Origin of the sequence: Sphingopyxis sp. (genome assembly GCF_034380315.1) — a bacterium.
GTDB lineage: Bacteria > Pseudomonadota > Alphaproteobacteria > Sphingomonadales > Sphingomonadaceae > Sphingopyxis.
In genome coordinates, this window is the sequence record NZ_JAXMPB010000002.1 from 202,128 (window position 1) to 220,000 (window position 17,873).

Genomic DNA, 17,873 nt, shown 5'->3' on the forward strand with positions numbered 1-17,873 from the left:
AACTAGAAGTTTCCCTTTTTCCCGGATGAATGGCGCAGGACCAGCCATTCGGAGTATGCAACATGGTATCAGCGCCTGTGGGGGGCGCGAAGAACCATCGGCTTCTTCCATCCTCTCTTTTCATTATCGCGGCCGCGACGGCTGCGGCCTTCGTGCCGAGCGCTCAGGCTGCGGGAACCCGTGCCGGTTCGACGATCAGCAACACCGCCACCGCCAGCTTCGACAATGGGGCCGGAACGCAAAGCGTCGATTCGAACAAGATCGACCTGCTTGTCGACGAATTGCTCGATGTCACCGTGGCATCGAACGATCCCGCCGACGTTCCGACAGCTCCGGGGGCGACGAGCCAGCGGCTGACTTTTTCCGTGACCAACAAGGGTAACGGACAGGAAGCCTTCACCCTGACACCCATCGCGAATGCCGGCGGCGACGATTATGATCCCAGCGTCACGCATATCTATATCGACAATGGTGATGGCGTTTTCGATCCCGCGACCGACACCCTATATATAGCGGGTTCGAACGGCCCGCTGCTCGACCCCGAACAGAGCGCGACAATTTTCGTCGTCGCGGCGACGCCAGCCACGGTTGGGGATGGCGATCGCGGTATCGTCAGCCTGGTTGCGGCCGCCAACACGGGCACCGGGACGCCTGGCACCAGCTTTGCCGGTGCGGGCGAAGGCGGCGGGGATGCTGTGGTCGGCGCGACCGGTGCCGATGGCGAAGACAGCGGCGCCTACGCCGTGTCCGCCGCGACCGTGGCGCTTATCAAAAGCGCATCGGTGGCCGATCCCTTTGGCGGCAGCGATCCGGTGCCCGGCGCTGTCATAACCTACACGATCACGGCCAATGTGGCGGGAAGCGGCTCGGTCACCGGGCTGACGATCAACGACAATATTCCAGCGGACACCAGCTATGTCGCAGGCTCGATGACGCTCGGCGGCAGCGGCCTGACCGACAATGCCGACGGCGACGCCGGCACCTACAACGGCGCGGCGATCAGCGTCGCTCTTGGAACCATCGCTGGCGGACAGACCCGAACCGTCACTTTCCGTACCACTATCAATTGATGGAGACGTACATGCGTAACGCCCTGCTCTTCTTGTCCGCAACACTCGTGTCGGTTCCGGCTCTGGCCGCCAATCAGGTCGCGCTCGAAAACAGCGTCTTTGTCGAACGGGTGCAAACCGACGCCAACGGGCGCCAGCGCGTTCTGCTCGAGGAACCGAAAGTCGTTGTTCCAGGCGACCGACTCGTCTTCGTGCTCAACTATCGCAACGCCGGTGCCCAAGCCGCGGACAAGTTCGTGATTACCAATCCCATGCCGTCGGCGGTGCGATTTACCGATGCCGGGGATTCGCAGCCCCTGGTTTCGGTCGACGGCGGCAGACAGTGGGGACCGCTTCCCGAACTGACCATCGCCATGGCCGACGGATCGCGCCGCGCGGCGCAGCCCGCCGACGTCACCCATGTTCGCTGGGCGTTTCAAAAGCCCATTCCAGCCGGGGGAACCGGGAAACTGCTGTTTCGGGGGGTTGTCAAATAACCTCCTGAAACAAACCGCTTAATGGTTGTCGGCGGTGGGGATCAGGCAACCGACATAGCCTTGGAGTTCAGCGCATGACCAGCAAGCTGACTTACATGGGCACTCTCGGACTGGCGGCGCTGTGGGGCGCCGCCAGCATCCCGGCCATGGCGGCCGGGACGACCGCGGGTACCTCCGTTACCAATACCGCAACCGTCGACTATCAGGTCGGCGGCGTCGCACAGGGACAGCAGAGCGCGTCGAACAGCTTTGTCGTCGACCGCAAGATAAACCTCCTTGTCGAAGAAGTGGCAGATGCCACCACATTCGTTGTTCCCGGTGAAACCAGCGCCGTAACGACCTTTCAACTGACCAACAGCTCGAACGAAATACTCGACTTCCTGTTGACGGCATCGCAGATCGTCGGTGGCACCGCCACGCATGGCGGCACCGACACCTTCAACGTCACCAATGTCCGCGTCTATCGGGACAATGGCACGACCGGCACCGTCGGCAGTTACGACCCTGGCGATGCGCTCGTGACCTATATCGACGAACTGGCGCCCGACACGCCGATCCGTCTTTTCGTCGTGGCCGATATCCCGACGGGCCTTGCCACCGGGGCAATCGCGGGCGTCCAGCTTCGCGCCACCGCTCTCGAAGGCGGCGGCGGCGGGACGCAGGGCGCGGCCGTCAGCCAGACGAGCGGCGCGAACACGGCGGGCAAGGATACGGTCTTTGCCGATGGCATCGGCGTCAACGACGGCAATCGCGACGCCTCGCACAGCGACGCCGACGACTACACCGTCCGCACCGCCACGCTGACCGTCACAAAGTCAAGCCGGGTTGTCTCGGATCCCTTCAACGGGACCAGCAATCCCAAGATGATCCCCGGCGCGACGGTCGAATATTGTATTGCCGTCGCCAATGCGGGCGGCGGGGCCGATGCGTCGTCGGTGACGATCAACGACAGTGTTCCGGGGCAATTGTCCTTCGTGGCGGGCACGATCCGCCTCAACGGCACTGTCACCGGCGGGACGTGTAACGCCGATGGCGTCGCGGGCGGCAGCTATGCGGCACCGATCGTATCGGGCACGATTGCCAGCGTTGCCGCTGGCGCGACCCGCACGCTGATCTTCCAGGCCACCGTCAACTAACCCGTCCGGGATCGGGCGCGCGCGCTGGCACAAGCGGCCGAAGCGCGCGCCCTCCCTCCGGGATCGCGATCATGCGCCCCATCCGAAAACACCTGTCCTTTGCCGGACTTGCAGCGGCCGCAGCAACTTTGCTGCTCGGCATGCCCGCCGATGCGCAGTTGATTTCCAACACTGCGTCGGCTGACTGGACTGCCGGTGGGGCGGCCGCGCATATCCGTTCGAACCAGGTCGATATCGCCGTGACGCCCCGCCCTGCCCCGGCGCCGACGATCACGACCTATCGCATGACGGGGGGAGGCGGCACAGTAGCAATGCCGGTGTCGCCGACCGCCTGCGTTGTGGCCGGACCAGCGGAACGCGGCACAACGTCGATGATTCCGATCGGCGGCGTCTATGCCGGATTGCCGACGGCTCCCGCCTCCCTCGATCGGACCGATCGCTTCCATGCGGGTGAGCTGCTCGTCGTCGGACTGGAACTCGCGGCCGCCAATCGCGATTCCACGATTGCCGACACCCTGCCCGGTCTTCTGGAACTCGAGAATGGCGACCGCGAACAGATCATCCTTACCGAAACCGCCGCGGACAGCGGGAAATTCACAGGCATCATCCCGACGGTCGGCATCCCCCCCGCCATTGTTCCGGGCGACTGCCGCCTTTCGGTCCGGTCCGGCAGCCATCTGTCGCTCCGCGTAACCGCCCTCGACAGCAGCAACCTCGTCGCCCTCGCCGCGATCGATTTTCTGGTCGACCCGTTCGGGATCGTGTTCGACAGCGGCGACGGCGCTGCGGTACCGGGCAGCCGGGTCACGCTGCTCGATGCCGCGACCGGCCAGCCTGCCCTCGTTTACGGCGACGACGGCGTTTCCGCCTATCCATCGACCGTGGTGACCGGCGAACGCGTGACCGATGCAGGCGGAACGGTTTACGATGTCCCGCCGGGCGACTACCGCTTTCCCTTCGTCGCGCCCGGAACCTATCGGCTGCTGGTCGAGCCCCCGGCGCCTTTCAAGGCGCCGTCCGCATCCGACCCTACCAGCCTCGCGCCGCTCCGCCGTCCCGACAATGGCGAAGCCTTTGCAATTTCGGCAGCGAGCTATGGACGCCCCTTCACGCTCGACAGCCCGGCCCCGGTTCGCGTCGACATTCCCGTCGATCAACCAGGGCTGCCCCTGGTGCTTCGCAAGACCGCATCGACCGATGTCGCCGTTCCGGGCGATATCATCCAGTATCGCATCGAGATCAGCAATCGCGACGCCCGGCGCTTTACCGGCGCCGTCACCGTTCGCGATATCCTGCCCGCTGGAATACGCCTGCGCGCAGAGAGCCTTCGTGTTGACGGCGTTCACATGGCCATGAATCCGTCACCGGACGGCCGCAACTTTACCATCACCATTCCAGCGATCGCTCCGTCGAAGAGCGTCTTGCTGACTTATCTAGCCGAAATTTCGGTAACGGCCCGGCCCGGACGCGCGCTGAACCGCGCAACGGCCGCCGATGACCGCGGATCGTCCAGCAACGTGGCCGAAGCCGTCGTGGCGATCAAGCGCGACCGGATTGCCGATCGCATGACGATCATCGGTCGTATCACCGATGGCAGTTGCCGCATCGATCCGGAGCAGGCCGCAGGAATCGGCGGAGTTCGCGTGATGATGCAAGACGGCAGCTATGCCGTCACCGACGAAGATGGCCGCTATCATTTCGAAGGCGTCCGCCCCGGGCTTCATGTGGTGCAGATCGACCCCTCGACATTGCCCCTCGATCGTCAGGCGGTCGATTGCGCCCAATCGCCCCAGTCGGCCGGAAGCGCGATCTCCCGCTTTGTCGAAGGGCGCGGCGGGTCGCTGAAACGCGCCGATTTCCGCGCCGAGGCCGCGCCGCCCCGTGCCCCGGCCCGGTTTGCGCCGCTGACGCGCCCGCAACCCATGGGCGATGCCGAGGCCGCGGGTGCCGGGCGCGACTGGCTGGCAGGGCAAGCCGCCGGCATAGGCTGGATCTTCCCCGCACCAGACCATAATCCGCGTGCGAAAGCTATTCGCGCCGCGATCAAGCATCTGCCCGGCCAGACCATAGCGCTGCGCATCAACGGCAAACCCGTCGATCCGCTCAGTTTCGAAGGGACGCAGAAATCGCCCGACGGGTCGATCGCGGTCAGCCTGTGGCGCGGGATCGAGATTGAAGAGGGACGCAACCGCCTCAGCGCCGATATCCGCGATGTTAACGACGTTATCACCGCGCGACTGAGCCGCGATGTCCATTATTCGATCACACCGATGCGCGCGACTTTGGTGCCAGAGCAATCGTTGCTGGTCGCCGACGGCGTCACCCGACCGGTCATCGCCGTTCGATTGACCGACCGCGCCGGCATGCCCGTTCGGCACGGTCTGACCGGCGAGTTTGGCGTCCCCTCCCCCTATTTCCCTGCCGTCGAGGTCGACGCGCAACAGGCCCGCCAACTCGCCGGTCTGGAACGCGCCAGGCCGACATGGCGGGTCGAGGGCGACGATGGAATGGCTTATATCGCGCTGGAGCCCACCACGGCGTCGGGCACGATCACCATCGACTTCGCTTTTCGGGATGACGGCGCAGAACGGAAACAGGCGCTGGAAGCCTGGCTCGACCCCGGCGATCGACCGTGGACCGTCGTCGGCTTTGCGGCGGGCACCCTTGGATACAACATGCTGGACGACCGCATGGAGACGATGGCCGAAACGCTCGACACGCTCCATGTTGACACCCGTCTCGCTCTTTATGCCAAGGGCCGCGTTCGCGGAAAGTGGCTGATGACATTGGCGTATGACAGCGACAAGGACGAGGATGACGCCCGGTTCGGCGGGGTCATCGATCCGCGGGCCTATTACACCATCTATGCTGACCGGAATGAAACGCGCCATGACGCGGTGTCGGTCCGCAAACTCTATCTTCGCCTCGAACGGCCGCAATTCTATGCCATGTTCGGCGACTTCGAAACCGGCATCGCCGAACCCCGGCTTGCGCGCTATCAACGCGCGCTGAATGGCGGAAAAGCGGAGTACAGAGGCAAAAATGTGGCCGCCTCGGTCTTTGTGGCCGATACCCCGCACCGCTTTCGCCGCGACGAAATTCAGGGGAGCGGACTGGCCGGCCCCTATCGGCTCGGCGCGCGCGATATCGTACCGAACAGCGAACGGATCCGGATCGAAACCCGCGACAGATTTCACGGCGAACGCATAGTTAACAGCGTTAATATGACGCGACATATTGATTATGACATCGATTATTCGTCCGGAACCATCCGGTTCCGCTCGCCGTTGCTCAGCCGGTCGTCAGGGCTCGATCCCCAGTTCATCGTCGCTGACTATGAAACCACCGGCGTAGCCGAACGCGTCGTGAACGCGGGCGCGCGCATCCGCTATCGCAGCGACGACGAACGCCTGCAGGTCGGTGCAACGCTGATCCGCGATGGCGACAATGATATGCGGACCGACCTGGGGGGCATCGACCTGCGCTATCAACCGTATGCCGAGACCGAAATCCACGCAGAACTGGCATTTTCCGACGCCAAGCGGCGCGCTGCCGTCGCCGGCGCGAGCGCCGCAGCAACCGCCTGGCTGGTGGAGGTCGAGCATCATGGAAAGAACGCCGACCTGTTGGTCTATGCCCGTGAGCGCGGCAACGGCTTTGGCGTCGGCCAGCTCAACCGGGGCGAGGACGGTTTGCGCAAGGTCGGAATCGACGCGCGGCTGCGCGCTGGCCGTGCCCTGAAACTGACCGCAAGCGTGTGGCAGGAGGATTATGCGGTCGCGGCCACGCGGCGCCGGGCGATCCGCGCGCTTGCCGAGTATGAAGGCCATGCGACGGCGTTCAGGGCCGGCCTCACCCACACTTCCGACCGGCTGGCCGACGGCACGAACAACCGTTCGTCGATCGTCCAGATCGGCGCGACCCGGCGCCTGCTCGCAAAACGGCTCGAACTCGACGCCCAAACCGAATTTGCGCTGGATGGAAAGGATGCCAGCATCGATTTTCCGGCACGGCACCGCTTTGGCGCACGTTTTGCGGTCGCCCGCGACGTCAATCTGATCGGAAGCTACGAGATCGCGGACGGCAGCAGCGTGCGGGCTCGTACGGCGCGGCTCGGGTTTGATCTAACGCCCTGGGGCGGCGCGCGTCTGCTAGCCACCGCCAATCGCCAGCAGATCGGCGAATATGGGCCGCGCAGCTTCGCCGCCTATGGCCTTTCGCAATCACTTCGGCTTGGCGAACGCTGGTCGGCCGATCTGTCTCTGGACGGCAACAAAACGCTTGGCGGCATCACCTCCACCGATGTTGTCAATGTAAACAATCCGATAGCATCAGGCGGTTTTCTGGGAAATTCCGCGATGTTAACAGAGGATTTCACAGCTATCAGTGCCGGGGCGACCTATCGCGCGGAACGGTGGACGTTGACGGGCCGTGCCGAATATCGGGGCGGCGAAACCGTCGATCGGTACGGCCTGACGATCGGCGGTTTGCGCCAATTGGGCGAAGGGCGGGCGCTCGGCGCGTTGCTGAACTGGACGGTGGCAGACGGGGGCGCATCTGCGCCCAGCACCAGAACGCTGCGCCTCGAACTCAGTTGGGCGCACCGTCCCGCCGCCTCCAGCCTTTCATGGCTGACCAAGGCGGAGGTCCGGCTGGACAAGGTACAAAACGCGATCGCGGGGCGGCCGGGACCCATCGGCGGCGCTGCACTGACCATCGACGGCAATGCGGAAAGCCGCCGCCTGCTCAACAGTCTTTCGGTGAACTGGAGCCCGCTTGGCGAACGGGGGCGCCTGGGCACGGACCAGCGGCAATGGCTGGAACGCGCGGAATTCGGCCTGTTCTGGGGCACGCGCTATAGTTTCGATCGCTTTGGCACCGATGATGTCAGCGGTTGGTCCAATCTGATCGGTGCCGATGTCCGTTTCAACCTCAGCGCGCATGTCGATGTTGGCGCATCGGGGACGGTGCGCGTCGGAACCGGTGCCGATACCGCTGCCTGGACCGGTGGGCCGACCATCGCAATTGCGCCGAAAAACAATGTCAACATTGTATTCGGCTACAATTTTTCAGGCTTTCGCGACCGCGATTTCGAAGGATCCCGCTATTCGCGGTCGGGCGCCTACGTCACTTTCAAACTGAAGTTCGACCAGCACAGTCTGGCGGGCCTCGGCCTTTGACCCGATGCCCGCCCCTCAAAAAATCGATTTTAAGCGCCGCTGAGTGCCATCGGGCGCATTTCCGCACCCGTACATCACTTTACTCGGCAAACAGCAGTACGGGCGTTTCTACCAGCTTTTTGAGCGCCTGAACGAAGCTGGCGGCATCCCACCCATCGACGACGCGGTGGTCGCAGCTGATCGACAGGTTCATCAGCTTGGCACGGCGGATGTCGTCGCCATCGAAAACCGGGCGTTCGACGATCTTGTTCGGCCCGATGATCGCAACTTCGGGGCGGTTGATCACCGGCGTGGTTGCAACACCGCCCAGCGGACCCAGCGAGGTGACGGTCAATGTTCCGCCGGTCAGCTCCTCGACCTTGGCCTTTCCGGTACGGGCAGCTTCCGCCAAACGGATGATTTCCGACGCCAATTGCCACACATTCATGTCCTGGGCATCGCGGATCACCGGCACCATCAGCCCGGCGTCGGTCTGCGTTGCCATACCCAGATGGACTGCCCCATGCCGGGTCACCACCCCGCCTTCATCGTCATAGCGGGCATTGATCATCGGAAACGCCGGGACCGTCCGGCAGATCGCGACAATCAGAAAAGGTAACATCGTCAACTTCGGTCGATTTCCGCGATTTTCATTGAGGTCGGCGCGCATCGCTTCCAGCGCGGTCACGTCCATTTCCTCGACATAGGTGAAGTGCGGGATCGCCCGTTTGGACGCAGCCATATTCTCGGCGATCTTGCGGCGCATCCCGATCACCTTGATCGGATCGTCGGCGCGGGCGCGCGAGGCACCCGGGGCGTGATACCCCTGCCCCGCATTGTACCGCAGATAGGCATCAAGGTCGGCGTGACGAATGCGGTCGCCATCGGCGCTCACCTTGCCAAGGTCGACCCCCAAATCCTTCGCGCGAGCCCGAACCGCAGGGGATGCAAGCACATGACGGTCAGCTGACGGCGCAGCAACAGCAACAGCAGCAGCGGCCGAGGTCGGGGTCGGGGTCGGGGTCGGGGTCGGGGTCGGGGTCGGGACCACAACAGCGACCGGCGGATCTATAAATTCAACCTCTTTCGAGGTTAAAGTCTCTTCCTCAACATTTTCTTTTTCAAGAATTTTATCTGACGATGGATCGTCCGTTGCACCGTCCTCGGCGCCGGTTTCGATAACCGCCAGCGTCGATCCGATCGCCACCATCTCGCCGACTTCGCCTGCGAGTTCGACAACGGTGCCCGAAACCGGCGATTCCATCTCGACGGTCGCCTTGTCGGTCATCATGTCGGCGAGTTGGGCATCCTCCTCGATGCGATCGCCGATTTTCACGTGCCAGGCGACGATCTCGGCTTCGGCGATACCTTCACCGATATCGGGAAGACGAAAGGAATAGCGAGCCATGGCGTCAGTCCTTCAAAATCTTTTCAAGCGCAGTGGCGATACGCACCGGCCCAGGAAAATAAGCCCATTCCAGGCTGTGCGGATAGGGAGTGTCGAACCCGGTCACACGCTCGACCGGCGCTTCGAGATGATAAAAGCAGCGCTCTTGAACCAGCGCAGCCAGTTCGGCGCCAAAACCTGACGTTCGGGTCGCTTCATGGATGATCAGGCAGCGCCCGGTCTTTTTCACCGACGCCTCGATCGCCCCGATGTCGAGCGGCAACAGCGTGCGCAGGTCGATGATCTCGGCATCGACACCCTGCTCCTCGACGACCGTCTTGGCGACATGAACCATGGTGCCATAGACGAGCACCGTGACCGCCTCGCCCTCGCGGACCGTCGCCGCCTTGCCGAGTTCGATACGATAATAATCCTCGGGCACCGCGCTCGCCGCATGGCGCGACCACGGCTCGACCGGACGGTCGTAATAGCCGCTGAACGGGCCGTTATAGATGCGCTTGGGCTCCAGGAATACGACCGGGTCATTGTCCTCGATCGCCGCAATCAACAGCCCCTTCGCGTCATAAGGGTTCGACGGGATCACGGTTTTGACCCCGCAGATGTGGGTCATGATGCTTTCGGGCGACTGGCTGTGCGTCTGACCGCCAAAGATGCCGCCGCCAAAGGGGGTACGCACCGTCATGGGACAGATGAAATCATTCGCAGAACGATAGCGCAGCCGGGCCGCTTCGCTGACCAGCTGGTCGAGCCCCGGATAGATATAATCGGCGAACTGGATTTCGGGGACGGGGCGCAGGCCATAGGCGCCCATGCCCACCGCGACCCCGATGATGCCGCACTCGTTGATCGGCGTGTCGAACACCCGCGTCTTGCCATGCCTTTTCTGCAGGCCGGCCGTGGCGCGGAACACGCCGCCAAAAAAACCGACATCCTCGCCCATCACGACCACATTCGGATCGCGATCGAGCATGATGTCCATGGCGCTGTTGATCGCCTCGATCATGTTCATGGTTTTCATCGCAGCCTCACCCTCAGCAACCATCATTCCGGCCTCCAGTCGGGACCGAACTTGGCGCGCTGTTCGGCAAGCATCTGTTCGCACTGCTCCTGAAGATGCCAGGGCATTTCCTCGAACACATCCTCGAACATGGTTTCAAAGGGCTGGTGCATGCCATGCCCCAAAACACCAAGTTTTTCAGATTGTTTCTGCGTTGTCTTCACAATCTCCTCGAGCTCGGTGCGAAGCGCTTCGTGCCGCGCATCGTCCCACTCGCCCAGGCGTTCGAGATGCTGCTTCAACCGCACCACGGGGTCGCCGAGCGGCCAGGCGGAATATTCCTGCGCGGCGCGATAGGCGCTGGGATCGTCCGAGGTGCTGTGACCTTCGGCGCGATAGGTGAAATGCTCGATCAGCGTCGGTCCATTGTTGGTGCGCGCCCGGTCGGCCGCCCACTGCGTCGCGGCATAGACCGCCAGCGGATCATTGCCGTCAACACGCAGTCCGGCGATGCCATAACCGATCGCACGCGCCGCAAAGGTGGTCCGCTCACCCCCGGCAAAGCCGGAAAAGCTGGAGATTGCCCATTGGTTGTTAACCACATTGAAAATAACCGGCGCATTATAAACCGCCGCAAACGTCAGCGCCGAGTGAAAGTCACCCTCCGCCGACGATCCTTCTCCACACCATACCGTCGCGATCCGGTTGTCGCCCTTGGACGCCGAGGCCATCGCCCAGCCTACCGCCTGCGGATACTGCGTGGCAAGATTGCCCGAAACGCTGAAGAAGCCATACTCGGGCGCTGAGTACATGATCGGCAACTGGCGACCGAGCAGATGGTCACCGCGGTTCGAATAAATCTGGTTCATCATTTGAATCAGGGGATATTCACGCGCGATAAGAATGCCTTGCTGGCGATAGCTGGGAAAGCACATGTCGGCGCGATCGATCGCCATCGTCGATGCAACCGAGGTAGCCTCTTCGCCGGTACACTTCATGTAAAAGCTGGTCTTGCCCTGCCGCTGAGCGCGGAACATCCGATCGTCGAAAGCACGAACCAGCATCATATAGCGGAGCATCGCACGCAGGCGCTCGGGCGTCAGCTTGGGATCCCATGCGCCCTTCGCCTGACTATCGAAATCAAGGACACGCACGAGTCCGTATGACAACTCGCGCATCGTGTCGGGCTTGGCTGCTTCTTCCGGTCGTAGCGCAGCCTCGACAGCAGGAACTTCGATATCGCTGAAATCCGGGGTATCCCCGGGGCGATAGCGCGGCTCGGGAACGTGGAGCGACAATGGCGGCAAATTGCGCGCCGGACGCCGATGCGTTTCAGGCATATCTTCATCCCTTCAGCGCGAATCATCACGCCGTCTAGTTATATTTCAATATAGCGACATATTATTACCTTCTCCTGCGGAGTGCAATGGGCAGTCTCACACTGCAACAGGTGCCGCGATATGCGCTTGCGGACTGTAGAATTCGACAAGGAAATCCTCAAAACGATAGGCAAAAATCGTCTCCGGTCGCCGGAGAATACGCAGCTTCGGTTCCCCATGCGGAATACGGTTGACCTGCTGCCGCACCAGATCGGCGTGATTAAGATACAAATGCACGTCGCCGCCGGTCCACACCAGTTCATGCGCATGCAGATCGCATTGCTGTGCGATCATCCGTGTCAGAAGCGCGGCCTCGAAAACGTTGAAAGCAAAACCCAGCCCCAAATCACAGGACCGCTGAAACAGTAGGCACGATAAACCGCCGTCGCTGCGAACATGGAATTGATAGGTCATATGGCAGGGCGGCAATGCCATGCGGCCAATATCCGCGACGTTCCAGCCCGTGAAGATATGCCTCCGCGAACCGGGGTTACTCCGCAGCGACTCGATCAGTTCTGAAATTTGATCGTACCCCTGCTCGGCACGCCGAAACAGCCCGCCGCCCACTGGTTCATAGCGCGGCCAGTTCACCCATTGATGGCCATACACAGGGCCAAGGTCGCCCCACCGCCTTGCGAAATCGGCATCTCCCAATATCCGCGCTTCAAAATCCTCAGCCGAGATGACTTCGCCCGTTTCACGCCGAAAGCGGTCAAGCGGCCAATCGGTCCAGATTCGCACTCCTTGCGCGACCAGCGGCCGAATATTCGTATCGCCGGTCAGGAACCACAACATCTCGCGCAGCGCTGTCTTCCAGTAAACGCGCTTGGTCGTCAGCAACGGGATCGCATCGTCCCGCAATGAAAAGCGCATCGTTTGGCCAAAAAGCGAACGCGTACCAACGCCTGTCCGATCCACGCGCTCATCGCCCTCCTCCCAGATGCGACGCATCAGATCGAGATATTGCAGTTCATAATGGACGGAATCAGTCAACACAGGCTCCCAACTTTGCTGCCCTTTGCTACGGCGCACCTCGCCGCACGACAAGGGCGTGACCGACAACCTCCGTAACGGCGTAGATGGAGATTGGCCGCATCGCGCGATACGCGCAGGTTGCGGCCATGATTGTCGCCGAATCGATCGAGCATGTACCGGACTCGGCCATGTGGCACGGTTTCGTACCACGCCAGTCGGAGGATTCGATCGCGCAAGACCTGTTGCGCCCGCGCTTTCCGCGAGGCCGCGAGGCCGTGTTGCTTTTGGCCTTTGATAGGCATCAGCGACTTCTTCGGATGGAATATTGCGAAGAAGCGCGCGGTCACGAACTCACGAAATGCCGGGTGCCTGCGTGCTGCTGGCGTGCCATTGCCGGGACGAATGTTTGCCGCGTCCTGATGGCACATAACCATCCGTCGGGTGCCGCCTGGCCCAGCAAGGCCGACCGTCACTGCACGCGCGAAGCCGCAGAACTGCTCAATGCGCTCGGAATCGAGCTGGCCGATCATCTGATTTTCGTGAACAGCGGCCATTTCAGTTTCCGTCGCTGCGGCCTTTTATAGGGCAATGTGTACTCGCGCGCGATTGGCGCTTGAAAGTCGCGAAAGTCGCGTCTAGAGGACCGCCCTGCCTTCGCACCGGTCCGCCGGTGCAAGCGATCGGTCGGGGAGTAGCTCAGCCTGGTAGAGCACTGTCTTCGGGAGGCAGGGGCCGGAGGTTCGAATCCTCTCTCCCCGACCAGTCTATTTTTCTGATCAGACCTGTCAGGGCCTGACGGACAACCACGGAGCTTGATGCGCAGAAAGTAGATTTGGACCGCTTCGGCGGAAACATTGTCGGCCGATGGGCCGATACTATTTTTGCGCATCGAAAATTCGTGGAAACATCATGGAAAATAATGACGTAGTGATCCGCGCCTATCAGGCTGCGGACAAGGACGAGCTGTCGTCGATCTGGTATCGCGCATCGCTGAAAGCCCATAATTTCCTGGGCGAGGAAACGATCCTCGAGCAGCGCAAGCTGATTGAGGACGTCTATCTGGAGAAAGCCGAAAACTGGGTCGCCTGCGTCGACGGGAAACCGATCGGTTTTGTTGGGCTTCTCGACAACTTCATCGGCGGACTGTTCATCGACCCCGACGTACAGGGACGCGGCGCCGGACGCGCGCTGGTTGCGCACGCTCGCGCGCTGAAGGGCGAACTGTCGCTCGAAGTCTATACCGCCAACACGGGCGCCTGCGCCTTTTACAACGCCTTGGGTTTTCGGGAAATCTCAAGGCGCCCGGAGGATGATCATGGGCTTCCATTCGAAAACATGCTGATGCGACTCGACGCATGAACGGGCGGCGGGGCGAGAAATCGCCCTGCCCCTTGTAACCGGATGCATCCCATCCTAGATTGCTCTTACGCCGCCGTGGTTTCCCCCTTTCCACCGCGGTGAGTACCCCCGTCGCAAGACGTGGGTGCGTCCTCCCTGGACCCTGGCCACCTCGTGCTTCACGCACGAGGTGGTTTTTTATTCGGCTGCTATCGGCTGAGCGTTCCTTGGAAATGCCTGCCCGGCCTCGCCAACCAAGGTGGCGAACCAACGCGCCAGCCAGGCGGTACGCGCAACGTCCGGCAAGCGATCAGGCGTCAGATAGAGGGTGCGGTCAATTTCGATTTGTACGGCATGGACCTGCCGGGCGGGACGACCATGACGCCGAACGATATGACCGCCAGCATAGGGCTGATTGCGCGTTACCGCGACGTCCAGCGATGTCGCCATGCCCACGACCAGTTCGGTCAGCCAATCATCGCATGATTCGCCAAAGCAATCGCCGACGACAATACGTGCTCCGTGTCCCGGCTGGCCAGCCGGTATCGGCGGCATGCTGTGCAAATCGATAAGAACCGCATGGCCATGCCGGCGGCGGGCCACATCGAGTTCATCCTCTAATGCAATGTGATAGGGGCGATGCACGCCCTCAAGGCGCCAGGCGAGTTCGGCGGCATCGATAGGGCGGCGCCACAATGGCCCCGATTCTGCTAGCCGGGTCGGAACGACACCGAGGCCAGCCCTTTCCTTGCGTCCTGGCGCCGAAAATTGCGGGCGCAGCGCCACAGCAACCTCGGCTGGAGCCATTTGCCCCTCGCCGCGATTGCAGTCGGCCACCGCCCGCGCCCACAGCGCCTGAACGACAGTAGCTCCGGCGCCAGATGCGTCGTTTGCCACCCGATCGCACCAGCGATCCTCCAGCCGTTCCAATATCTTCTGGTCCACCCGGGCTGCCGCTATCAATGCGGACGGATAGATGCGTCCCGCGTGCGGAACCGAAACGACAACCGGTCCGGCGCACACAGGGCGGTTGACGGCAATAGCCGCGGACGGGGTGGAAGATGGTGCCATGCACCATGGGTGACAAAAGTGATCCGGAAAATCCAGTGTCACGGCAATTTGTTAAATCTCTCGCGCTATTACGCACTTCGTTGCATTATGCCGCACGGAAGGTGAGAGGCACCACGGCGGGACCAGGGGAATTTCTCAGCATGATTCGTATATTGCTGGCCGAGGATGATGATGTGATGCGCGAGTATCTCGCGCGCGCACTGACCAGCGCCGGCTATCATGTCACTGCGGTTGATCGCGGGACGGAAGCCGTCCCCTACATTGATTCGGGCACGTTCGACCTGCTTCTGTCTGACATCGTGATGCCGGAGATGGACGGTATCGAGCTTGCCCAGCACACGGCGAAGGTCGCGCCGCAGACCCAGGTTATGTTCATCACCGGCTTTGCGGCGGTATCGCTGCGCGCCGAAGAAAATGTGCCTCAGGCGAAGCTGCTGTCGAAGCCCTTTCACCTCAAGGATCTGGTGCGCGAGGTCGACAATCTGTTTGGCCGCGTAGACCGATCAAACCAACAATAATTTCGCCCGGCGGGCGCGAAGGGCTTGCCAGCCCGCGCCAACGCCTTTAAGGGCCGCGTCACCCCAAACGTGTGGGCGTGTAGCTCAGTGGTAGAGCACTGTGTTGACATCGCAGGGGTCGCAAGTTCAATCCTTGCCACGCCCACCATTTCAAAAGCCCGATGGTCTTTCGACCCTCGGGCTTTTTGCTGTCCAGAATGTTCTGATAGCCTTCTCACGGCCGCGCGCAAATGTACCAATGCGCCGTCCGGCGGGACAGGAACGACCCCACCTTGTTACAGCTTCGGGCATGACCAACCTGCCCCTATCTGCCTTAGTCGCTTCGAGTGCCACCGCCGTGCTTGGTTTGTCCACAGTGCCAGCGAGCGCCCAGCCAAGTCGGGCCGAAGATACCGCGTCCGTCCAGGCGGCGATGAATGTCGGTGAGCATATCCTTTCGGGACGCCCAGGCAAAACCCGCTACGAGATCGACGAAAAGAAGCGCGCCACGCGAAAAACCGAGCGGATTGTCACGAAGAATGAGGTCGTGTACCTCTTTCCCCATACCCCCGCCATCGATGCCGCAGTTCGCAAGTTCGGTAACAATCCCGCAGCCATCGCGACCGAGCTTGGGGTCGCCGCTCGCTACAAGGCGCGCACCTTTACCGACGACGACGGCTTCTTTCGTTTTCGCGGTCTAAAGCCTGGCCGCTATCTGTTGATGACTGCCGTCCCCTATGAGGCCGCCACCATCACCGCCGACGACACAGGCAAGGTCCGAACGACAACATTCTTTGACTATAATGGCTGGTTTATCAGCGGCGCCACATCGGTCAGCGAACCGATATATCGTTATCGGAACACGGTGTCGAAATTCGACCACCCTATCGTCAAGGTGGTCGACGTACGCCCCGACAAACCGCAGACCGCCCTGGGAGAAATAGAATGAGCGCCCTGCTGTTGCGCGCCGCCGCGGCGCTGCTGGCAGTTGTGCCGGCTGCCACCGCTCAAGCCCATCAAAGCGAGGCGGAACGCGACCAGATAAGGCAGCAACTCGCGGTCGAAGATCTTCGCGACTGCAAACTCGCGACCATGGAACGATGCTGGTATGGCGTATTCGGAACCGGCGAGGCGCCGAACCGTCGATTGTGGTTTGCCGACATGAAGGCGCGGCCCACGGGTGCGGCCCGCGACGCGCCCGTCGAGATCGATGTCATGGTTGCCTATGAAAGCAAGACTGCCGAAGATAGCCAAGGCAACGAGTTCGTTTTTTATACATTGCAGTATGATTGCGCGGGGTACCGGCTGCGCATGGCCGACGGCTATGCGTTTATGCGCAACGGCAAGATCGATCGGGCGACCGAAGCGGGACCGTGGATCTCGGGTTATCGGCCGAGTTGGTATAGCCTTGTCGAAAAGCTGGCGTGCGATGCAAAGGTTCGCCTGTCGCCGCAAACGCATCAGATGTTCTGGGCAGGTGATTTTTTTCGCCCTGTCGATCTGTTCGACTTCACCTATCGTTATCTTTGGGAACATCCCTGACCCAATCGCGGACCATCAGGTCATGCCTCGCGCGAGATCGATTCGCGAAGCATTGCCGATCTGGCTGCCACCATCGCAGTCGAGTATCGTCCCGGTGACATAACTTGCGGCGGGGGAGCAGAGGAACACAGCAGCCTCGGCGACCTCATCAATTCGTCCCCATCGTTTCATCGCAATTCGCGCATAATGCGCCTCCTGTGCGGCTTCGTCCGGAGCAAGGCGCTTCATTCCTTCGGTGTCCGCGATCGGTCCCGGCGAAATGCCGTTAACCCTAACATCCGGTCCCCATTCCAGAGCCAGGACCCGAACCAACTGATTGATACCCGCCTTGGCCGCGCAAGCATGGGCCTGTAGCACGGCGGCATTGACCGCCTGACCCGCCGTAATCGCGATCAGCGAGGCCCCCGGTCGATTGAGCAGGTCATGACAGCCGCGAAAAACATTGAAGGTGCCGTTGAGGTCGATATCAACCACCGTACGGAAGGCGTTTGCCGACATTCCGAGGATCGGCGCCAGAAAGTTCCCGGCAGCGCCCGATACGACGATATCGAGCGCACCCAATTGATCCGCAATGCTCTCCATCGCGGCGCGAATCGCGTCATAGTCGCGCACATCCGCCGACAACCCTAGCGCATCATCACCGATTTCGGCTGCCGCCCGTGCTGCCTTGTCGGGATCACGGCCGACGACCGCCACCCTCGCCCCCAACGCAGCGAAACGCTTTGCGATGCCTAGATTGATCCCACTCGTGCCGCCCGCGACAAACGCGGTCTTGCCTACCAGCAGGTGGGGGGTGAAGGTGTTCATTGGTTTTTTCCTTTGTGT

15 protein-coding genes and 2 tRNA genes are annotated in these 17,873 nt (G+C 61.7%); 11 read left to right on the forward strand and 6 right to left on the reverse strand.

Translation table 11 applies throughout. From position 1 onward, the window contains the following. Window positions 1-152: 152 nt before the first annotated feature. From U0S50_RS04025 to U0S50_RS04040, 4 genes are all read left to right on the forward strand, one after another. Window positions 153-1,070 carry a hypothetical protein gene (locus U0S50_RS04025; RefSeq protein WP_322307477.1) on the forward strand — a complete coding sequence of 306 codons (918 nt, stop codon included), beginning with the start codon at window positions 153-155 and terminating at the stop codon, window positions 1,068-1,070. Between the two features lie 11 nt (window positions 1,071-1,081). Next, window positions 1,082-1,546 carry a hypothetical protein gene (locus U0S50_RS04030; protein WP_322307478.1) on the forward strand — a complete coding sequence of 155 codons (465 nt, stop codon included), beginning with the start codon at window positions 1,082-1,084 and terminating at the stop codon, window positions 1,544-1,546. A gap of 74 nt (window positions 1,547-1,620) precedes the next feature. Beyond that, entirely contained in the window at window positions 1,621-2,682 is a 1,062-nt protein-coding gene (locus U0S50_RS04035) for a hypothetical protein (protein WP_322307479.1), read from the forward strand. Window positions 2,683-2,753: 71 nt separating this feature from the next. Next, window positions 2,754-7,862, forward strand: a complete 5,109-nt coding sequence (locus tag U0S50_RS04040) for a hypothetical protein (RefSeq protein ID WP_322307480.1) — start codon at window positions 2,754-2,756, stop codon at window positions 7,860-7,862. A gap of 79 nt (window positions 7,863-7,941) precedes the next feature. Here U0S50_RS04040 and U0S50_RS04045 read toward each other — a convergent pair whose 3' ends face one another. From U0S50_RS04045 to thyA, 4 genes are all read right to left on the reverse strand, one after another. Further along, on the reverse strand, window positions 7,942-9,249 hold the full coding sequence (locus U0S50_RS04045) for a dihydrolipoamide acetyltransferase family protein (protein ID WP_322307481.1): 1,308 nt from the start codon (window positions 9,247-9,249) through the stop codon (window positions 7,942-7,944). Window positions 9,250-9,253: 4 nt separating this feature from the next. Further along, a complete protein-coding gene (locus U0S50_RS04050) occupies window positions 9,254-10,258 on the reverse strand; it encodes an alpha-ketoacid dehydrogenase subunit beta (protein WP_322307841.1) in 1,005 nt (334 codons plus the stop codon). Between the two features lie 32 nt (window positions 10,259-10,290). After that, a complete protein-coding gene (locus U0S50_RS04055; protein ID WP_322307482.1) occupies window positions 10,291-11,586 on the reverse strand; it encodes a 3-methyl-2-oxobutanoate dehydrogenase (2-methylpropanoyl-transferring) subunit alpha in 1,296 nt (431 codons plus the stop codon). A 96-nt stretch (window positions 11,587-11,682) separates the two neighbouring features. After that, on the reverse strand, window positions 11,683-12,618 hold the full coding sequence (gene thyA / locus U0S50_RS04060; RefSeq protein WP_322307842.1) for a thymidylate synthase: 936 nt from the start codon (window positions 12,616-12,618) through the stop codon (window positions 11,683-11,685). Window positions 12,619-12,746: 128 nt separating this feature from the next. Between thyA and U0S50_RS04065 the strand changes: the two genes are divergently transcribed. The 3 genes from U0S50_RS04065 (at window position 12,747) to U0S50_RS04075 (ending at window position 13,959) form a co-directional block, all read left to right on the forward strand. Continuing rightward, complete coding sequence (locus U0S50_RS04065; protein ID WP_322307483.1) at window positions 12,747-13,184, forward strand: JAB domain-containing protein; 438 nt, start codon at window positions 12,747-12,749, stop codon at window positions 13,182-13,184. A gap of 101 nt (window positions 13,185-13,285) precedes the next feature. After that, window positions 13,286-13,362 (forward strand) — tRNA-Pro (locus U0S50_RS04070). A gap of 147 nt (window positions 13,363-13,509) precedes the next feature. Continuing rightward, window positions 13,510-13,959: a GNAT family N-acetyltransferase gene (locus tag U0S50_RS04075; RefSeq protein ID WP_322307484.1), complete on the forward strand. Its 450-nt coding sequence runs from the start codon at window positions 13,510-13,512 to the stop codon at window positions 13,957-13,959. A 177-nt stretch (window positions 13,960-14,136) separates the two neighbouring features. Here the strand turns inward: U0S50_RS04075 and U0S50_RS04080 are convergent, their stop codons facing one another. After that, a complete protein-coding gene (locus U0S50_RS04080; RefSeq protein WP_322307485.1) occupies window positions 14,137-15,009 on the reverse strand; it encodes an N-formylglutamate amidohydrolase in 873 nt (290 codons plus the stop codon). Window positions 15,010-15,149: 140 nt separating this feature from the next. Here U0S50_RS04080 and cpdR point away from each other — a divergent pair, with 140 nt between their 5' ends. From cpdR to U0S50_RS04100, 4 genes are all read left to right on the forward strand, one after another. Beyond that, a complete protein-coding gene (gene cpdR, locus U0S50_RS04085) occupies window positions 15,150-15,527 on the forward strand; it encodes a cell cycle two-component system response regulator CpdR (protein ID WP_322307843.1) in 378 nt (125 codons plus the stop codon). Between the two features lie 73 nt (window positions 15,528-15,600). Beyond that, window positions 15,601-15,675, forward strand: a tRNA-Val gene (locus tag U0S50_RS04090). 141 nt (window positions 15,676-15,816) lie between these two features. After that, a complete protein-coding gene (locus U0S50_RS04095; RefSeq protein ID WP_322307486.1) occupies window positions 15,817-16,455 on the forward strand; it encodes a hypothetical protein in 639 nt (212 codons plus the stop codon). After that, a complete protein-coding gene (locus tag U0S50_RS04100) occupies window positions 16,452-17,048 on the forward strand; it encodes a hypothetical protein (RefSeq protein ID WP_322307487.1) in 597 nt (198 codons plus the stop codon). Before U0S50_RS04095 ends, U0S50_RS04100 begins: the two co-directional genes overlap by 4 nt. A gap of 15 nt (window positions 17,049-17,063) precedes the next feature. Here U0S50_RS04100 and U0S50_RS04105 read toward each other — a convergent pair whose 3' ends face one another. Then, window positions 17,064-17,855: an SDR family oxidoreductase gene (locus U0S50_RS04105; RefSeq protein ID WP_322307488.1), complete on the reverse strand. Its 792-nt coding sequence runs from the start codon at window positions 17,853-17,855 to the stop codon at window positions 17,064-17,066. Window positions 17,856-17,873: the final 18 nt, after the last annotated feature.

What these genes read in the sequence shown, in the direction of transcription:
- U0S50_RS04065 (WP_322307483.1), top strand. Translation starts at nt 12,747, where the DNA reads ATGATTGTCGCCGAATCGATCGAGCATGTACCGGACTCGGCCATGTGG.
- U0S50_RS04075 (WP_322307484.1), top strand. Translation starts at nt 13,510, where the DNA reads ATGGAAAATAATGACGTAGTGATCCGCGCCTATCAGGCTGCGGACAAG.
- cpdR (WP_322307843.1), top strand. Translation starts at nt 15,150, where the DNA reads ATGATTCGTATATTGCTGGCCGAGGATGATGATGTGATGCGCGAGTAT.
- U0S50_RS04100 (WP_322307487.1), top strand. Translation starts at nt 16,452, where the DNA reads ATGAGCGCCCTGCTGTTGCGCGCCGCCGCGGCGCTGCTGGCAGTTGTG.
- U0S50_RS04055 (WP_322307482.1), bottom strand. Translation starts at nt 11,586, where the DNA reads ATGCCTGAAACGCATCGGCGTCCGGCGCGCAATTTGCCGCCATTGTCG.
- U0S50_RS04095 (WP_322307486.1), top strand. Translation starts at nt 15,817, where the DNA reads ATGACCAACCTGCCCCTATCTGCCTTAGTCGCTTCGAGTGCCACCGCC.
- U0S50_RS04050 (WP_322307841.1), bottom strand. Translation starts at nt 10,258, where the DNA reads ATGAACATGATCGAGGCGATCAACAGCGCCATGGACATCATGCTCGAT.
- U0S50_RS04080 (WP_322307485.1), bottom strand. Translation starts at nt 15,009, where the DNA reads ATGGCACCATCTTCCACCCCGTCCGCGGCTATTGCCGTCAACCGCCCT.
- U0S50_RS04040 (WP_322307480.1), top strand. Translation starts at nt 2,754, where the DNA reads ATGCGCCCCATCCGAAAACACCTGTCCTTTGCCGGACTTGCAGCGGCC.
- U0S50_RS04045 (WP_322307481.1), bottom strand. Translation starts at nt 9,249, where the DNA reads ATGGCTCGCTATTCCTTTCGTCTTCCCGATATCGGTGAAGGTATCGCC.
- U0S50_RS04030 (WP_322307478.1), top strand. Translation starts at nt 1,082, where the DNA reads ATGCGTAACGCCCTGCTCTTCTTGTCCGCAACACTCGTGTCGGTTCCG.
- U0S50_RS04035 (WP_322307479.1), top strand. Translation starts at nt 1,621, where the DNA reads ATGACCAGCAAGCTGACTTACATGGGCACTCTCGGACTGGCGGCGCTG.
- U0S50_RS04105 (WP_322307488.1), bottom strand. Translation starts at nt 17,855, where the DNA reads ATGAACACCTTCACCCCCCACCTGCTGGTAGGCAAGACCGCGTTTGTC.